This window comes from Amniculibacterium aquaticum (assembly GCF_003852705.1).
Taxonomy (GTDB): domain Bacteria; phylum Bacteroidota; class Bacteroidia; order Flavobacteriales; family Weeksellaceae; genus Amniculibacterium; species Amniculibacterium aquaticum.
The window spans coordinates 19885-32973 of sequence record NZ_REFA01000001.1; the positions used below are offsets into that span (position 1 = coordinate 19885).

Here is a 13089-nt window from a genome sequence, read left to right on the forward strand (position 1 = left end):
TTCTCCTAACCTTTTATTTTAATGATTTTTAATGAATTTATTAGGATTGATGGTAGCCTAATGATGCAAAAAGAGATAATAAAATGCTGGCACAAACTTTCTTTTCGGCTTCTGCCAAATACGATTGCTCATTTTTATGAGGAACATATTCTTGGTAAAAATTCTTATTCCTGATAACAAATAATGTCGATCCCAGTATGATGGTGAGCATGTCTTCTGCCTTAGGAGCATGGGTGAACACACCGGTCGCTACTCCTCTTTGCACCAACTCGTCCAATTTATTAACCGTAACTTTATAAAATTCGGTCAATTCGGATTTCAAATCATCTCCAGCACGAAGTTCTTGAGTCACGAAGCCATGAAAATAGCTGTACTTAAACAATTGCTTGGTAACGAATTTTATGATTTCTTTAAACTGCATTTCCGGATTCCCGTCCTTGATAATTTCAGAAAATTCTTTAAAATTCTGTCTTGTTTTTTGCACCCGTAATTGATATAGACTTCCCATCATTTTTTCTTTTGACCCAAAATAATACGAAATCATGGCTACATTGACCTGAGCTTTGGTACAGATCTCTCTTACCGAGGTTCCTTCAAATCCTTTTTGAGCAATTAGCTCTTCTGCAACTTCCAAAATATGAATTTGTTTTTCTGAAAATCTAGCGTCCATTCAAATAGTTTTTGTAAAAGTAATCATTTTCATAGCATATGCAAATTTCAATTGAATTATTCTTTCATTTTTGTAAATTTGATTATGTTTTTATTCGATTTCCACCATCACCATCCTCAAAAAAAATCAGGACTTTATAACGCAAACATTCTTGAAGATGTTTTTACAAATCCTTTTTCTATCGGATTGCATCCAAAGGATATTGATGAAAATTGGAAAAAAAATTTGCAGACCGTAAAAGACATCAGTGCCGACAAAAACTGTAAAGCCATTGGAGAATGTGGATTGGACCGATTGATTGCTGTCGATTTTGAACTCCAAAAATCGGTGTTCGAAGCACAAATCGATTGGGCCAACGAAATACAAAAGCCCATCATCATCCATTGTGTTCGTTCTTTTTCGGAAACCATTGCGTTGGGAAAAAAGAGTAAAGTCCAAATGGTTATTCATGGATTTAACAAAAAAAATGCACTTGCCCAAGAACTTTTGTCCCATGGTTTTTCTCTAAGTTTTGGAAAAGCAGTTCTGAACCGTGTATCTTTGCAACTTGTTATAAAAGAAGTTCCATTAGAAAAAATATTTTTAGAAACCGATGATTCCGACTTCGAAATCGTTGAACTTTATCAAAAGGTAGCGGATATAAAATCAATATCTGTGGAAGAACTTCAAAATCAAATTCAAAAAAATTTAGAAAATACCATCAAATAAATGAATACCGATTGGCTGGAAAGAACCGAATTGCTCATAAAAAAAGAGGGTTTAGAAAAACTAATCCGTGCACAAATTTTGGTTGTAGGACTGGGCGGAGTAGGAGCCTTTGCAGCAGAATTTCTTGCAAGAGCCGGAGTGGGCAATCTGACCATTGTGGATGGCGATGTGGTGGACAAAACCAACATCAACAGACAACTTCCTGCTTTGCATTCGACCGTTGGACTGCCAAAAGTGAATGTTCTTGAAAACCGGTTGTTGGAAATAAACCCCGAGCTGAATTTAAAAACCATTTTCCAGTTTTTGAATCCAGAAGACATGGAGAAAGTTTTGGACGAAAAGAAATACGATTATGTTTTGGACTGCATCGACAGTGTTTTGCCCAAACTCACCCTTATCAAAGCATGTAGAAACAGAAAAGTAAAAATTATTTCGGCCATGGGAGCCGGTGGGAAAACGGATCCTAGCCAAGTCATGGTTAGAGACATTAGCAAAACGAACAATTGCTATCTTGCCAAGCAAATCCGCAAACGGTTGAAAAGGGAATACAGCATCACCAAAGGATTCAAATGTGTTTTTTCTACCGAACTGCAACAAGAAGACAGTCTGAAGATGACCGATGGCAGCCAGTTCAAAAAATCCTATTACGGCACCGTCAGTTTTATGCCGGCACTTTTTGGGCTTCATGCTGCAGCAGAAGTCATCAATTACATTTCTAAAAAGAAATAACATGGAAACAAGCACGACATATTCCAGAGTAGAAAAGCTCAAGCAAAAAAAAGAATTGGGATTGCTTTTTGAGAAAGGAAAATGGAAAACCCATCATTACCTGAGGGTGGTTTTTTATGAAAATAAATTGGAAAATCCAGAACAAGGAAAATTTGGAGTCTGTGTATCCAAACGATATTTTAAAAAAGCGGTGGACAGAAACCGCATAAAAAGGTTATTGCGCGAATGCTACAGGTTGAACAAAGATTTGTACACCGCTTCTTTTGGTGAAACGACTTTGACCATGTTGTTTTGGATTTCTAAAGAACTTCCCCAAAAACAAGAAGATGTTCTGGTGGAATTTAAAAAAATATGCGAAAAAGTAGCTAAAACCAGAACAGCTTCTACTTCAGTCTAACAAACCCATTTCTTGCGTTTCTTCCTAGGTCTTATTTCCCTTTATTGATTGGGAATGACTCGAGTGTTGCATCTTTAGAATGCTCATTTTTTATCATACAGATTCTGGTCTAATCTTTACCTACCATATCTTCAGGATTTACCCAAAGATCAAATTGTTCTGCAGTCAATAATCCCAGATTAACGGCTTCTTCTTTTAGGGTAGTTCCGTTTTTATGGGCGGTTTTTGCGATTTTTGCAGCATTTTCATATCCAATATGCGTGTTGAGGGCTGTAACCAACATCAGAGATTTGTCCACCAATTCTTTTATCCTTTTCCGATTGGCTTCTATTCCTACAGCGCAATGTTCGTTGAAGGAAGTCATGGCATCGCCCAATAATTGTGCAGACTGCAAAAAATTGTAGGCCATCACCGGTTTGAAAACATTGAGTTCATAATTTCCTTGGGTGCCTGCGAAAGAAATGGTGGTGTCGTTTCCTAAAACTTGGGCGCAAACCATGGTCAGGGCCTCATTTTGTGTGGGATTTACTTTTCCCGGCATGATGGACGATCCCGGTTCGTTTTCCGGAATATAAATTTCTCCAATTCCGGAGCGAGGCCCAGAAGCCAACAGCCGAATGTCTTGTGCTATTTTAAATAGCGATACCGCCAATTGTTTCAGTGCGCCGTGCGTTTCGACTAAGGCATCGTGTGCCGCCAATGCTTCAAATTTGTTAGCAGCAGTAACAAAGGGCAAAGCGGTAAATTGAGCAATGTATTCAGCTACTTTTACATCGTAACCTTTCGGCGTGTTCAGTCCGGTACCTACGGCAGTCCCGCCCAAAGCCAATTCGCTAAGATGTGGAAGTGTGTTTTTAATGGCCTTTTTGGCGTGTTTCAGTTGTGCAACATAGCCTGAAAATTCCTGTCCCAGAGTTAGAGGAGTGGCGTCCATCAGGTGGGTTCTCCCGATTTTTACAATATCTTGAAAGTCAATGACTTTTTTTTGCAGGGTTTTAGTTAGATTTTCCAAAGCCGGCAAAGTGGTTTCCACAACTTTTTTATACGCTGCAATGTGCATGGCCGTTGGAAATGTATCGTTGGAAGATTGGGACTTGTTGACATCGTCGTTCGGGTGGATGTCAGGTTTTTCACCCAACTTACCACCGTTGTTGCAGTGGGATTTGTTGGCAATAACTTCATTTACATTCATATTGCTCTGTGTTCCGGATCCGGTTTGCCAAACGACCAGTGGAAATTGATCGTTGAGTTTTCCCTCCAAAATTTCGTCACAGACTGCGGATATCCGATCTCTTTTGTCGGGACTTAAAACGCCCAAATCGGTGTTGGTGTGTGCGGCTGCTTTTTTTAAAATAGCAAAGGCTTCAATAATTTCGTGTGGCATGGATGCTTCAGGGCCGATTTTAAAGTTGGTTCTGGATCTTTCGGTTTGTGCACCCCAAAATTTATCGGCAGGGACTTTCACCTCGCCCATTGTATCGTGTTCTGTTCTGTAATTCATCGTAATATTTTTTATAAATTTAAGAAGATTTTCATGGATTTGTCATTTTTATTTATTTGTTAAATCAATGCTAAAGTTTTGATTTTTAAATGAGTATTGATTTTAGATAAAGAGTGAGTTTTCCAAGATTTCTTTGTATTTTTACGGGTTTAAATTGAATTTGTGAAATACAAACTGTTTCTATTGATTTTATCGCTGTTGGGGAATTTTGTTTTTTCTCAGCAGAATGAAGAATTTAAAAAAGCCAAAGGTTATTTTGATTATCAGCGCTATTTGTTGGGGCAATCGTTTAAGAAAAAGTTTGATGAAGAACCTGATAATTACAAGAAAGTTGAAATTAAAAAGACTTTTGCCGAATTTATGGTGAAGATGGATAGCGTACAGAATGTCGAATTCGTAAACATCTTGATTAAGGTGAAAAACAATGAAATTCTGCATCCAAAATCCGAGCAGGATTTGGCTCAAACTTTCGTGAAAGAAGGAGGACGATTGCCTAAAGGCGAAATTCCGGCTGAATATCCTGGTGGGATGAACGAGCTTAGAAAACAAGTTGCCAGTTTGCTTTATTTTGATAATGTGGACGAAAATCAAAAGTTTGTGCAAACCGAAATTGATTTTATTGTGGACAAATCCGGTGAAATTACTCAGGTAAATGCCGTGGGCGACAATTCCATTTTTAACCGACAAGCAGAAATTGCGATGTACCTTTTACCCAATAAATTTTCACCGGCCATCATTGATAAAAATCCGGTGAGATACCGATTCAAGATGCCGTTGTCCATGCGATTTGATTAATTTTTTGAAGATGTTTACCGACGAATATTTTATGAAACAAGCCTATCAGGAAGCCTTAGTCGCCTTGGAAAAGGGCGAAATTCCAGTGGGTTGTGTGGTGGTTTTTGATAACAGAATTATTGCAAGAGGTTATAACCTAACCGAAATGCTGAACGATGTAACTGCCCATGCAGAAATGCAGGCCATAACTTCAGCAGCCCATTTTTTAGGCGGAAAGTATTTGATTAATTGTACACTTTATGTCACTCTAGAACCTTGTGTGATGTGTGCAGGGGCATTGTCTTGGTCGCAAATATCCAAAGTGGTTATTGGTGCCAGAGACCAGCATCGTGGTTTCTTGGCAAAAGGACTTTCCCTGCATCCCAAAACAGAAATCGTCTATGGAGTTTTAGAAGATGAATGTTCCGCAATCATCAAAGATTTTTTTAAAAATAAGCGATAGAAAATTGCTGCTTTTTGATTGCTTTTAGAAAGAAAAAGAAATTGATTTTAAATTTATAAGAGGATCAATGCGTTATTTTTAGTGCTTAGAACAAGAAATCATGTTTTATTCCGATATTGAATAAACTGTTGTTTGGAGAATTTGGCGTTAATTTAAGCATATTGTTTTCTGTTCTGTTATTGCCTAAAATAAAAACCTCATAATTCATAAAGACTGCTGTTTTGTCCGAAATAAAATAGTTAAATCCCAATCCTGGATTAAAAGAACCATAAAACTTTGAATAATCCGTTTTCTCGTTTGAAGGATAATCGTAATTGCTTTTTATTTCTTGGTTCAATGCAAATCCCAATTTAAAATTTCCGCTAAAGTTTTTTATTATCCGATATTTCCAAATTAAATTTAAGGGAAGCGATAGTACTGCTCCTTCAAACTGACCATGTGTAGAATTGTTTTCATGGATCACTCCTGTTTCAAAATATTTTATTCTACCGTTAACAGACCAATTTTTTGCAAAATAATATTCTGCTAAAAGACCCGCTTGAAAAGAAGTCATTCTGCTCGGATGGACAGAAATTATTGCATTCAAACCCATTTCGCCTCCAAAAAACCATTTTCCTTTTGGGTTTATGATTTCGTTTGTTTGTGAGGTGGCTTTATTAGAAAATACACATAAGGCCATGGTTAAAAATATTTTGAAGTTCAAATTTTTATAGTTTTTCATGATCCAAATATATTTGATTTTTTTGTTTGAGTGGATAAATCAAATTTAATATTTTTCTCATTGGAATAAAACTTTTTTGAACGAAGAAACTATTTTCCGATCATTTTTTTTATGGCATTCAATTTCATCAAGGCTTCTATTGGTGTTAGCGTATTGATGTCTATTTTGGTCAGTTCTTCTCGAATGTTTTCTAAAACGGGATCGTCCAATTGAAAAAAGGAAAGCTGAAGGTTTTCTTCCGTTACTTTCTTTATCTTGTCTTTGCCCTTTTTACTTCGGCTGTTTTCTAAAGTTTTTAAAATTTCTTCGGCTCGGTGTACGACTTTAGAAGGCATGCCGGCTAATTTTGCAACATGGATACCAAAGCTGTGTTCGCTACCACCGGAAACCAATTTTCTTAGGAAAATGATGTTTCCTTTGTTTTCCTGTATGGACACATGAAAATTTTTAATTCTTTCAAAACTTACCGCCATTTCATTTAGCTCGTGATAATGCGTGGCAAATAGGGTTTTGGGTTGTACCGTTTGTTCGTGTAAATATTCTGCAATGGCCCAAGCGATGGATACCCCATCGTAGGTGGAGGTTCCACGACCTATTTCGTCCAAAAGAATCAAGCTTCTGTCCGAGATGTTGTTCAGGATGTTTGCGGCCTCGTTCATTTCCACCATAAAAGTAGATTCGCCAGAAGAGATGTTGTCCGTAGCTCCTACACGGGTGAAAATCTTGTCCAATACACCAATTTCAGCATTTTTTGCCGGGACAAATGAGCCAACCTGTGCCAATAGACAGACCAATGCCGTTTGTCGCAATATGGCCGATTTACCAGCCATGTTCGGACCGGTAACCATGAGGATTTGTTGTGAGTCTTTGTCCAAAAATATATCGTTTGGGATGTATTTTTCGCCAAGCGGAAGTGTGTTTTCTATAATCGGATGTCGGGCTTCTTTTAGGTCAATGGCAAAACCATCATTCAAAATGGGTTTGGTATAACCTTGGTGTTGGGCAAGCTCAGAAAATCCCAAAGCCACATCCCATTGGGCGATGATTTGCGAATTTTGTTGGATAAAGTCGATGTGAATCATGACCTCGGTGCAAATTTTTCTGTACAATTCGCCTTCTAAAACCGAAATTTTTTCTTCGGCACCCAAAATCTGACTTTCGTATTCTTTAAGTTCTTCGGTAATGTATCGTTCGGCATTGACCAAAGTCTGCTTGCGTATCCATTCGCTTGGGACTTTGTCTTTGTGCGTGTTTCTAACTTCGATATAATAACCAAAAACATTGTTGAAATCGATCTTCAAGGAAGAAATTCCTGTGTTTTCAATTTCTCTTTGGCACATTTCTTCTAAATAATTTTTTCCACTTCCTTGCAGGTTTCTCAGTCGATCCAATTCTTCGTCAACCCCAGGTTTTATAACATTTCCTTTGTTGATGTTGATGGGGAGCTCTTCATTCAATCGATTGGACAGATAGTCGATCAGATCCTGAAGTTGGTTCAGCGGTTCTATCCAAGCCATAAGATCGTGGTGAGTGCTGAGCAACTGTCGAATGGACTGAATGCTGATGAGCGACTGACGAAGGTAGCCCATTTCTTTTGGATTGATTTTTTCGGCGGCTAATTTTCCCATCAATCGGTCTAGGTCAGAAATGGTCTTCAGGTGATCTGAAATTTCAAATTTTAAATCTTCATTTTTATTGAAAAACTCTATAAGATTCAGTCTTCGGTTGATTTCGTTTACCGATTTCAGAGGCATAACCAATCTTCTTCTCAACAAGCGACCGCCCATCGGAGTTGTGGTCTTGTCAATAATGTCCAACAAAGATTTTCCCTGAGGATTGCTTGGGTAGATGATTTCTAAATTTCTGAGTGTGAATTGATCCATCATCAAAAGATCGTCTTGAGGGACAACGGAAATCTTGGTGATGTGTTGCAGCAAAGCGTGGTGTGTGTCTTCTACCAGATATGCAAAAACCGCTCCTGCAGCCGTTATGGCTAGAAGAAGATTTTCTACACCGAAACCTTTCAGTGACTTGGTCTTGAAGTGCAAGGTCAGCTTTTCGTAAGCATAGTTGTATTGATAGGCCCAATCTTCGAGCTTAAAGAAATTTTTCGCTTTCAGTTGCTCGGGAAGAGGTGTGCTTCTTTGGTAGATGATCTCACTAGGGTCGAAAGTGTGTACCAAGTGCAACAGTTTTTCCAAATTGCCTTCGGAAACTAAAAATTCACCGGTAGAAATATCAACCAAAGCTATTCCGTATTTTCCTTTTTCATGATGAAGCGAAAGAAGAAAATTATTTTTTTTCGAACTTAACACCTGATCGTTGAAGGTAACTCCAGGGGTAACCAATTCCGTAACTCCTCGTTTGACAATGCCTTTTACCATTTTCGGATCTTCCAATTGGTCGCAAATGGCAACGCGAAGTCCCGCTCTAACCAGCTTGGGCAAATATGTATCCAAAGAATGGTGTGGGAAACCGGCAAGCTCTGTGTTCTCCTCACCAATGCCTCTTTTGGTAAGGGTAATACCCAAAATTTGTGCTGCTCTTACGGCATCGGATCCGAAAGTTTCGTAAAAATCGCCCACACGAAACAGCAATACCGCATCGGGATATTTGGCTTTTATGCCATTGTACTGCTTCATAAGTGGGGTTTCTTTCTTTTCTTTTGCCATAATTTTACATCTCTTTTCAAAAAAACTCTCTATGAATTTTTTTAGGTTGAAGGTTAAAAACTTAATTTTGCCAAAAATACGAAAAAATGCAATCGACAAAGAAGCTGAAGTTAGAAGAATTGGGCAGAATAGATGTGGAAGCCTTTAAAAATACCGCCAAAATCCCTTTGGTTATTTTGATGGACAACATCCGAAGCATGCACAATGTAGGAGCGGTTTTCAGAACGGCCGATGCTTTTTTGGTGGAAAAAATTATACTTTGTGGCATCACTCCGCAACCGCCACATCGAGAGATTCATAAAGCAGCATTGGGTGCAACGGAAAGCGTCGATTGGTGTTTTGTTGAAGAAACCAAGGATGCCATCAACGATTTGAAAGCTGAAGGCTATGAGATACTGGCCATCGAGCAAACCAACAACTCTAAGATGATTGATGAGTTCGGTATCGATAAAACTAAAAAATATGCTGTGGTTTTGGGAAATGAAGTGGATGGAGTTTCGGACGAGGCCATTTCTGTTTCCGACTGTTGTTTGGAGATTCCGCAATTAGGAACCAAACATTCTTTAAATGTTTCAGTCTGTGGGGGAATTGTAATTTGGGAGTTTTTTAAAGGATTGAGATAATTGGCGGTTATTTTCTAAGCGGTCGTAGCAAGTCTTCTAATCCGTTGAGTTTTATTTCGTAAACGGTGTGAAGTTGCATGCCCAATTTTCCAGCAGGAAAACCTCCGTTTCTCAGAAACCATTCCAGATAAGATACCGGCAGGTCGGCCAGGATTCGACCTTTGTATTTTCCGAAAGGCATTTTTACTTGTACGATTTCTTCTAAAATTTTTGGATCCATCTGCAGGGAGATATTTTTTTTCTGGGGTAAAAATATAAAAAATGTGGCCATCTCTTTTGGAGATAACCACAAAAATTATTTTGATGGTGTCTTATACAACGCCTTGTGCCAGCATGGCTTCGGCAACTTTTACAAAACCAGCAATGTTTGCTCCTTTTACATAATTTACATAGCCATCAGGTTCTTTTCCGTATTCCATACACGCATTGTGAATGCCGACCATAATTTCGTGCAATCTGTGGTCAACCTCTTCTGAAGACCAGTTTAGACGGATGGAATTTTGGGTCATTTCCAATCCGGAAGTTGCTACGCCACCCGCATTGGAGGCTTTGCCCGGGCTGAAAAGCACTTTGTTTGAAATGAAATGCTCAATAGCGTCTAAGGTCGATGGCATATTGGCTGCTTCTGTTAAACAGATGCAACCGTTGGCAACCAATTGTTTGGCATCGTCCAAGTTCAATTCGTTTTGTGTTGCTGAAGGAATGGCGACATCGCATTTTACCTCCCAAGGTCTTTTTCCAGCATGAAATTCAGCCGATGGATATTTTTTAACATAATCTTCGGCTCTATTGTTTCCAGAGTCTCTTAGTTCTAGCAAATAATTGATTTTTTCACCAGAAATACCGTCTTTATCATAGATGTATCCGTCCGGACCGGAAATGGTAAGGACTTTCCCGCCCAAATCGTTCACTTTTTTTATTACGCCCCAAGCTACATTTCCAAATCCGGAAACGGCGAAGGTTTTTCCAGCAATTTTTTCGCCTTTGGTTGCTAGCATTTGTTCGCAGAAATAAACAACGCCGTAACCTGTTGCCTCAGGACGGATCAAGGATCCTCCATAAGCCAATCCTTTCCCGGTTAGTACTCCGGTAAACTCGTTTCGGATTTTTTTGTACTGACCGAATAAATAACCGATTTCTCTAGCTCCAACTCCAATGTCACCGGCAGGGACATCGGTTTCTGGGCCAATGTGTTTGCACAATTCTGTCATAAATGCTTGGCAAAAGCGCATCACTTCCATGTCGGATTTCCCTTGTGGATCAAAATCAGAACCTCCTTTTCCACCGCCCATCGGAAGTGTGGTGAGGGAATTTTTGAAAACTTGTTCGAAGGCTAAAAATTTTAAAACGGATAGATTTACCGTAGGATGAAATCTCAGTCCTCCTTTGTACGGGCCAATGGCGGAATTCATTTGGATTCTGAACCCTCTGTTGACTTGTATTTCGCCTTTGTCGTCAATCCACGGTACACGGAAGATGATGGTTCTTTCGGGTTCTGCCATTCTTTCCAAAAGTTTCATCCCTTTGTATTTGGGATGGGTGTGGATGAAGGGGATAACGGTGTGGGCAACTTCTTTTACGGCTTGTAAAAATTCAGGCTCGTTAGGATTTTTTGAAGCAATTCTAGAGATGAAATCTTGGATTTCCTGCTCAATATTCTGTGTGTTCATTATGCTTTAAATAATTTTAATAAAACAAATTTATATTTCTTTTTTGGATGGACAAGGAAAATTTGCATTTATCATAATCTAATTTTTGTCATGTGAAAATTAGGTTAAATGTAAGTAAAGCTTTGGATGGTTTGGGAAAGGGTAATTTATGTAGGAAATATTGGTTTTATGTTAATTGTATTTCTTATTGATGCGGTATTGTCTGGATGAGGTAGATTTCAAGATGTTCATCAATTCCAACTCTAAGATGCTTCCTAACAATTGATGCCCTGGAATTTGCAGTATTTCAGACAGTTCATCCAAAGAAATGTCATTTTTTGAAGATACGGCATCAAAGATTTTTTGCTGAGAAGGACTAAGTTCTAAGGTTGTATTTTTAGGAAATAATTCACCGACCGACTCTTTGGTGGTTAGGTTTAGGTTCTCGATCAAATTGTTGATGGTGGAGATGGTGCTGGCTTTATTTTGTGCAATAAGTTGGTTGCATCCTTGACTGTATTTGTCACCAATGCGACCGGGGAGGGCATAGATGTCTCTGTTGTAGTTGTTGGCAAACGAAACGGTACTGATGGAGCCTCCTCCAAAGGCGGTTTCGACCACGATGGTGGCTTCAGAAAGTCCTGCTACAATGCGGTTTCTTTGTATGAAATTTTGAGGATCCGGTTTCTGGCTCGAGTTGAATTCGGTGATGAGCATGCCTCCGTGTTCGAGGATTTTTTCTGCAAGAAATTTATTTTTGGACGGATACAGCGTTTGAAAACCATGTGCTAGAACGGCAATGGTGGGTCTGTTGTGTTTTATGGATTGTTCATGTACTTCGGTGTCGGCTCCTACGGCCAATCCGCTGACGGTTTTTATGTTGCAATTGGGTAAAGAACTGATGAAGTTTTCGACAAAATTTTTTCCGTAGGAGGTAACATGTCGCGTCCCTACCATACTAATGCATTTGTAGCTTTCGTCGTAACTTCCTTTGTGGTAAAGTATGGACGGAGCGTCGTCGCACTCGTTCAGCAGTTTTGGGAAGTCTTTTTGGTGTCGAAGCCAGATTTTAACAGCGTTTTTCTCGCAAAATGTTAATTCTTTTTCTGCAAATTTCAGATGTTCGGTATTGCCAATTTCGGCAATGGTTTTCCTGCCTAAACCATTCATTTTGCCTAAGTTGCTGTGTGAGGTTTTCCAAATCTCTTGTGCACTTCCGAACTTAGAAACCAATTTGTGAAAATTGATATCGCCAATTAATGCACACTTTCGTAAAGCAATGGAATAGAGGTGTTCATCGGTAAACATTTGCGTATTTTTATTCAAAATTATGAAAAAAAAAGTATCGCTAATTTTCTTTTTTTCTTAGATCATCCAATCGGTTCCAGATGTCGTCTTTCTTTTTATGAGGCAGTTCTGAGAAGTCTTCAGGGTGATTTTCTTTGTATTCTTGCCAAAGCTTGTCGTCTTTTTCGCTATAATAATTGGGGTATTCCCAAATGAATTTCTTCTTTTTATCACCAATGTTTTTGTACATAAAAGCCATAATGCTTCCGATGATGGCACCAGAAAGATGGGCTTGCCAAGATATTTTGCTGGGTTCGTTCAGGTTGGAGAAAAACTCTTCTGGAAATATGCCCCAAACCAAACCACCGTAATACAAAACAACCAATAAAGAAATGGTGAGGAGTTTCATGTTCCAACGAAAGACGCCACTGAAAAAGAGGAAGAATGCCAAAACATAAACCAAACCGCTGGCACCAACAATACAAATGTATCGGTACTCGCCAGTCATGATGTCTATGGGAGGCAGGAGCCAGACCAAAAGCCCAACAGCAATCCATCCTGTAAAAAATATTTTGTTGGCAATGCTGGGGTAAAACTGATACAACAAAAACATCAAAATCACCATGGGGAGGGAGTTTCCAATGATGTGGTCTAAGCTTCCGTGAAGCAATGGGGAGAACAAGATGCCTTTTAGTCCGTCCGGGTGAAGTGGAATAATGGCGCCGTTGCAACTTTCAAAAAAACCATGAAGTTGTAAAAAATAAAAAAACCACATGGCAAAAAGCATTGCAAGTGGGTAGAAGATGGCCTTTTTAGAAATGGTTTTTTTTAACATGGATATAACTTATCAAAACGAAAGCCACAATAAATTGTAGGAAATTTTGTCCTTTATTGA

General features: G+C 38.9%; 14 protein-coding genes. 6 read left to right on the top strand and 8 right to left on the bottom strand.

Features of this window, described 5'->3' with window-relative positions; translation table 11 throughout:
• Positions 1-40 precede the first annotated feature (40 nt).
• On the bottom strand, positions 41-670 hold the full coding sequence (locus EIY84_RS00095) for a TetR/AcrR family transcriptional regulator (protein WP_124639235.1): 630 nt from the start codon (positions 668-670) through the stop codon (positions 41-43).
• An 84-nt stretch (positions 671-754) separates the two neighbouring features.
• Here EIY84_RS00095 and EIY84_RS00100 point away from each other — a divergent pair, with 84 nt between their 5' ends.
• Genes EIY84_RS00100 through rnpA form a run of 3 tightly spaced genes read left to right on the top strand, consistent with a single transcriptional unit; the run spans position 755 to position 2504 of the window.
• Positions 755-1378, top strand: a complete 624-nt coding sequence (locus tag EIY84_RS00100) for a TatD family hydrolase (RefSeq protein ID WP_124639238.1) — start codon at positions 755-757, stop codon at positions 1376-1378.
• On the top strand, positions 1379-2107 hold the full coding sequence (locus tag EIY84_RS00105) for a tRNA threonylcarbamoyladenosine dehydratase (RefSeq protein WP_124639240.1): 729 nt from the start codon (positions 1379-1381) through the stop codon (positions 2105-2107).
• Position 2108: 1 nt separating this feature from the next.
• A complete protein-coding gene (gene rnpA / locus EIY84_RS00110) occupies positions 2109-2504 on the top strand; it encodes a ribonuclease P protein component (protein WP_124639242.1) in 396 nt (131 codons plus the stop codon).
• A gap of 109 nt (positions 2505-2613) precedes the next feature.
• Here the strand turns inward: rnpA and fumC are convergent, their stop codons facing one another.
• A complete protein-coding gene (gene fumC / locus EIY84_RS00115) occupies positions 2614-4005 on the bottom strand; it encodes a class II fumarate hydratase (RefSeq protein WP_124639244.1) in 1392 nt (463 codons plus the stop codon).
• A gap of 162 nt (positions 4006-4167) precedes the next feature.
• Here fumC and EIY84_RS00120 point away from each other — a divergent pair, with 162 nt between their 5' ends.
• Together EIY84_RS00120 and EIY84_RS00125 are read left to right on the top strand one after the other, a co-directional pair.
• The gene (locus EIY84_RS00120; protein WP_124639247.1) at positions 4168-4800 is read left to right on the top strand and encodes an energy transducer TonB; all 633 of its coding nucleotides are present in this window, start codon (positions 4168-4170) and stop codon (positions 4798-4800) included.
• 10 nt (positions 4801-4810) lie between these two features.
• Positions 4811-5242, top strand: a complete 432-nt coding sequence (locus tag EIY84_RS00125; RefSeq protein WP_124639249.1) for a nucleoside deaminase — start codon at positions 4811-4813, stop codon at positions 5240-5242.
• Positions 5243-5327: 85 nt separating this feature from the next.
• Here the strand turns inward: EIY84_RS00125 and EIY84_RS00130 are convergent, their stop codons facing one another.
• A complete protein-coding gene (locus EIY84_RS00130) occupies positions 5328-5963 on the bottom strand; it encodes an outer membrane beta-barrel protein (RefSeq protein ID WP_124639251.1) in 636 nt (211 codons plus the stop codon).
• An 89-nt stretch (positions 5964-6052) separates the two neighbouring features.
• Complete coding sequence (mutS, locus tag EIY84_RS00135; protein ID WP_124639253.1) at positions 6053-8635, bottom strand: DNA mismatch repair protein MutS; 2583 nt, start codon at positions 8633-8635, stop codon at positions 6053-6055.
• Positions 8636-8721: 86 nt separating this feature from the next.
• On the opposite strand from mutS, the gene EIY84_RS00140 reads away from it, so the two are divergent.
• Positions 8722-9258, top strand: a complete 537-nt coding sequence (locus EIY84_RS00140; protein ID WP_124639255.1) for an RNA methyltransferase — start codon at positions 8722-8724, stop codon at positions 9256-9258.
• A 7-nt stretch (positions 9259-9265) separates the two neighbouring features.
• Here the strand turns inward: EIY84_RS00140 and EIY84_RS00145 are convergent, their stop codons facing one another.
• The 4 genes from EIY84_RS00145 to EIY84_RS00160 all read right to left on the bottom strand — a co-directional run bounded on the left by EIY84_RS00145 (position 9266) and on the right by EIY84_RS00160 (position 13029).
• Complete coding sequence (locus EIY84_RS00145; protein ID WP_124639257.1) at positions 9266-9478, bottom strand: DUF3820 family protein; 213 nt, start codon at positions 9476-9478, stop codon at positions 9266-9268.
• A 91-nt stretch (positions 9479-9569) separates the two neighbouring features.
• A complete protein-coding gene (gene gdhA, locus EIY84_RS00150) occupies positions 9570-10928 on the bottom strand; it encodes an NADP-specific glutamate dehydrogenase (RefSeq protein WP_124639259.1) in 1359 nt (452 codons plus the stop codon).
• A gap of 171 nt (positions 10929-11099) precedes the next feature.
• On the bottom strand, positions 11100-12215 hold the full coding sequence (gene dprA, locus EIY84_RS00155) for a DNA-processing protein DprA (protein ID WP_124639261.1): 1116 nt from the start codon (positions 12213-12215) through the stop codon (positions 11100-11102).
• 40 nt (positions 12216-12255) lie between these two features.
• Positions 12256-13029, bottom strand: coding sequence for a rhomboid family intramembrane serine protease (locus tag EIY84_RS00160; protein ID WP_124639263.1), 774 nt, complete (start codon positions 13027-13029; stop codon positions 12256-12258).
• Positions 13030-13089 lie beyond the last annotated feature (60 nt).

Excerpts from the sequence above, each read along its gene's own strand:
- EIY84_RS00095 (WP_124639235.1), bottom strand. The coding sequence starts at position 670 with ATGGACGCTAGATTTTCAGAAAAACAAATTCATATTTTGGAAGTTGCA.
- EIY84_RS00100 (WP_124639238.1), top strand. The coding sequence starts at position 755 with ATGTTTTTATTCGATTTCCACCATCACCATCCTCAAAAAAAATCAGGA.
- EIY84_RS00105 (WP_124639240.1), top strand. The coding sequence starts at position 1,379 with ATGAATACCGATTGGCTGGAAAGAACCGAATTGCTCATAAAAAAAGAG.
- rnpA (WP_124639242.1), top strand. The coding sequence starts at position 2,109 with ATGGAAACAAGCACGACATATTCCAGAGTAGAAAAGCTCAAGCAAAAA.
- fumC (WP_124639244.1), bottom strand. The coding sequence starts at position 4,005 with ATGAATTACAGAACAGAACACGATACAATGGGCGAGGTGAAAGTCCCT.
- EIY84_RS00125 (WP_124639249.1), top strand. The coding sequence starts at position 4,811 with ATGTTTACCGACGAATATTTTATGAAACAAGCCTATCAGGAAGCCTTA.
- EIY84_RS00130 (WP_124639251.1), bottom strand. The coding sequence starts at position 5,963 with ATGAAAAACTATAAAAATTTGAACTTCAAAATATTTTTAACCATGGCC.
- mutS (WP_124639253.1), bottom strand. The coding sequence starts at position 8,635 with ATGGCAAAAGAAAAGAAAGAAACCCCACTTATGAAGCAGTACAATGGC.
- EIY84_RS00140 (WP_124639255.1), top strand. The coding sequence starts at position 8,722 with ATGCAATCGACAAAGAAGCTGAAGTTAGAAGAATTGGGCAGAATAGAT.
- EIY84_RS00145 (WP_124639257.1), bottom strand. The coding sequence starts at position 9,478 with ATGGATCCAAAAATTTTAGAAGAAATCGTACAAGTAAAAATGCCTTTC.
- gdhA (WP_124639259.1), bottom strand. The coding sequence starts at position 10,928 with ATGAACACACAGAATATTGAGCAGGAAATCCAAGATTTCATCTCTAGA.
- dprA (WP_124639261.1), bottom strand. The coding sequence starts at position 12,215 with ATGTTTACCGATGAACACCTCTATTCCATTGCTTTACGAAAGTGTGCA.
- EIY84_RS00160 (WP_124639263.1), bottom strand. The coding sequence starts at position 13,029 with ATGTTAAAAAAAACCATTTCTAAAAAGGCCATCTTCTACCCACTTGCA.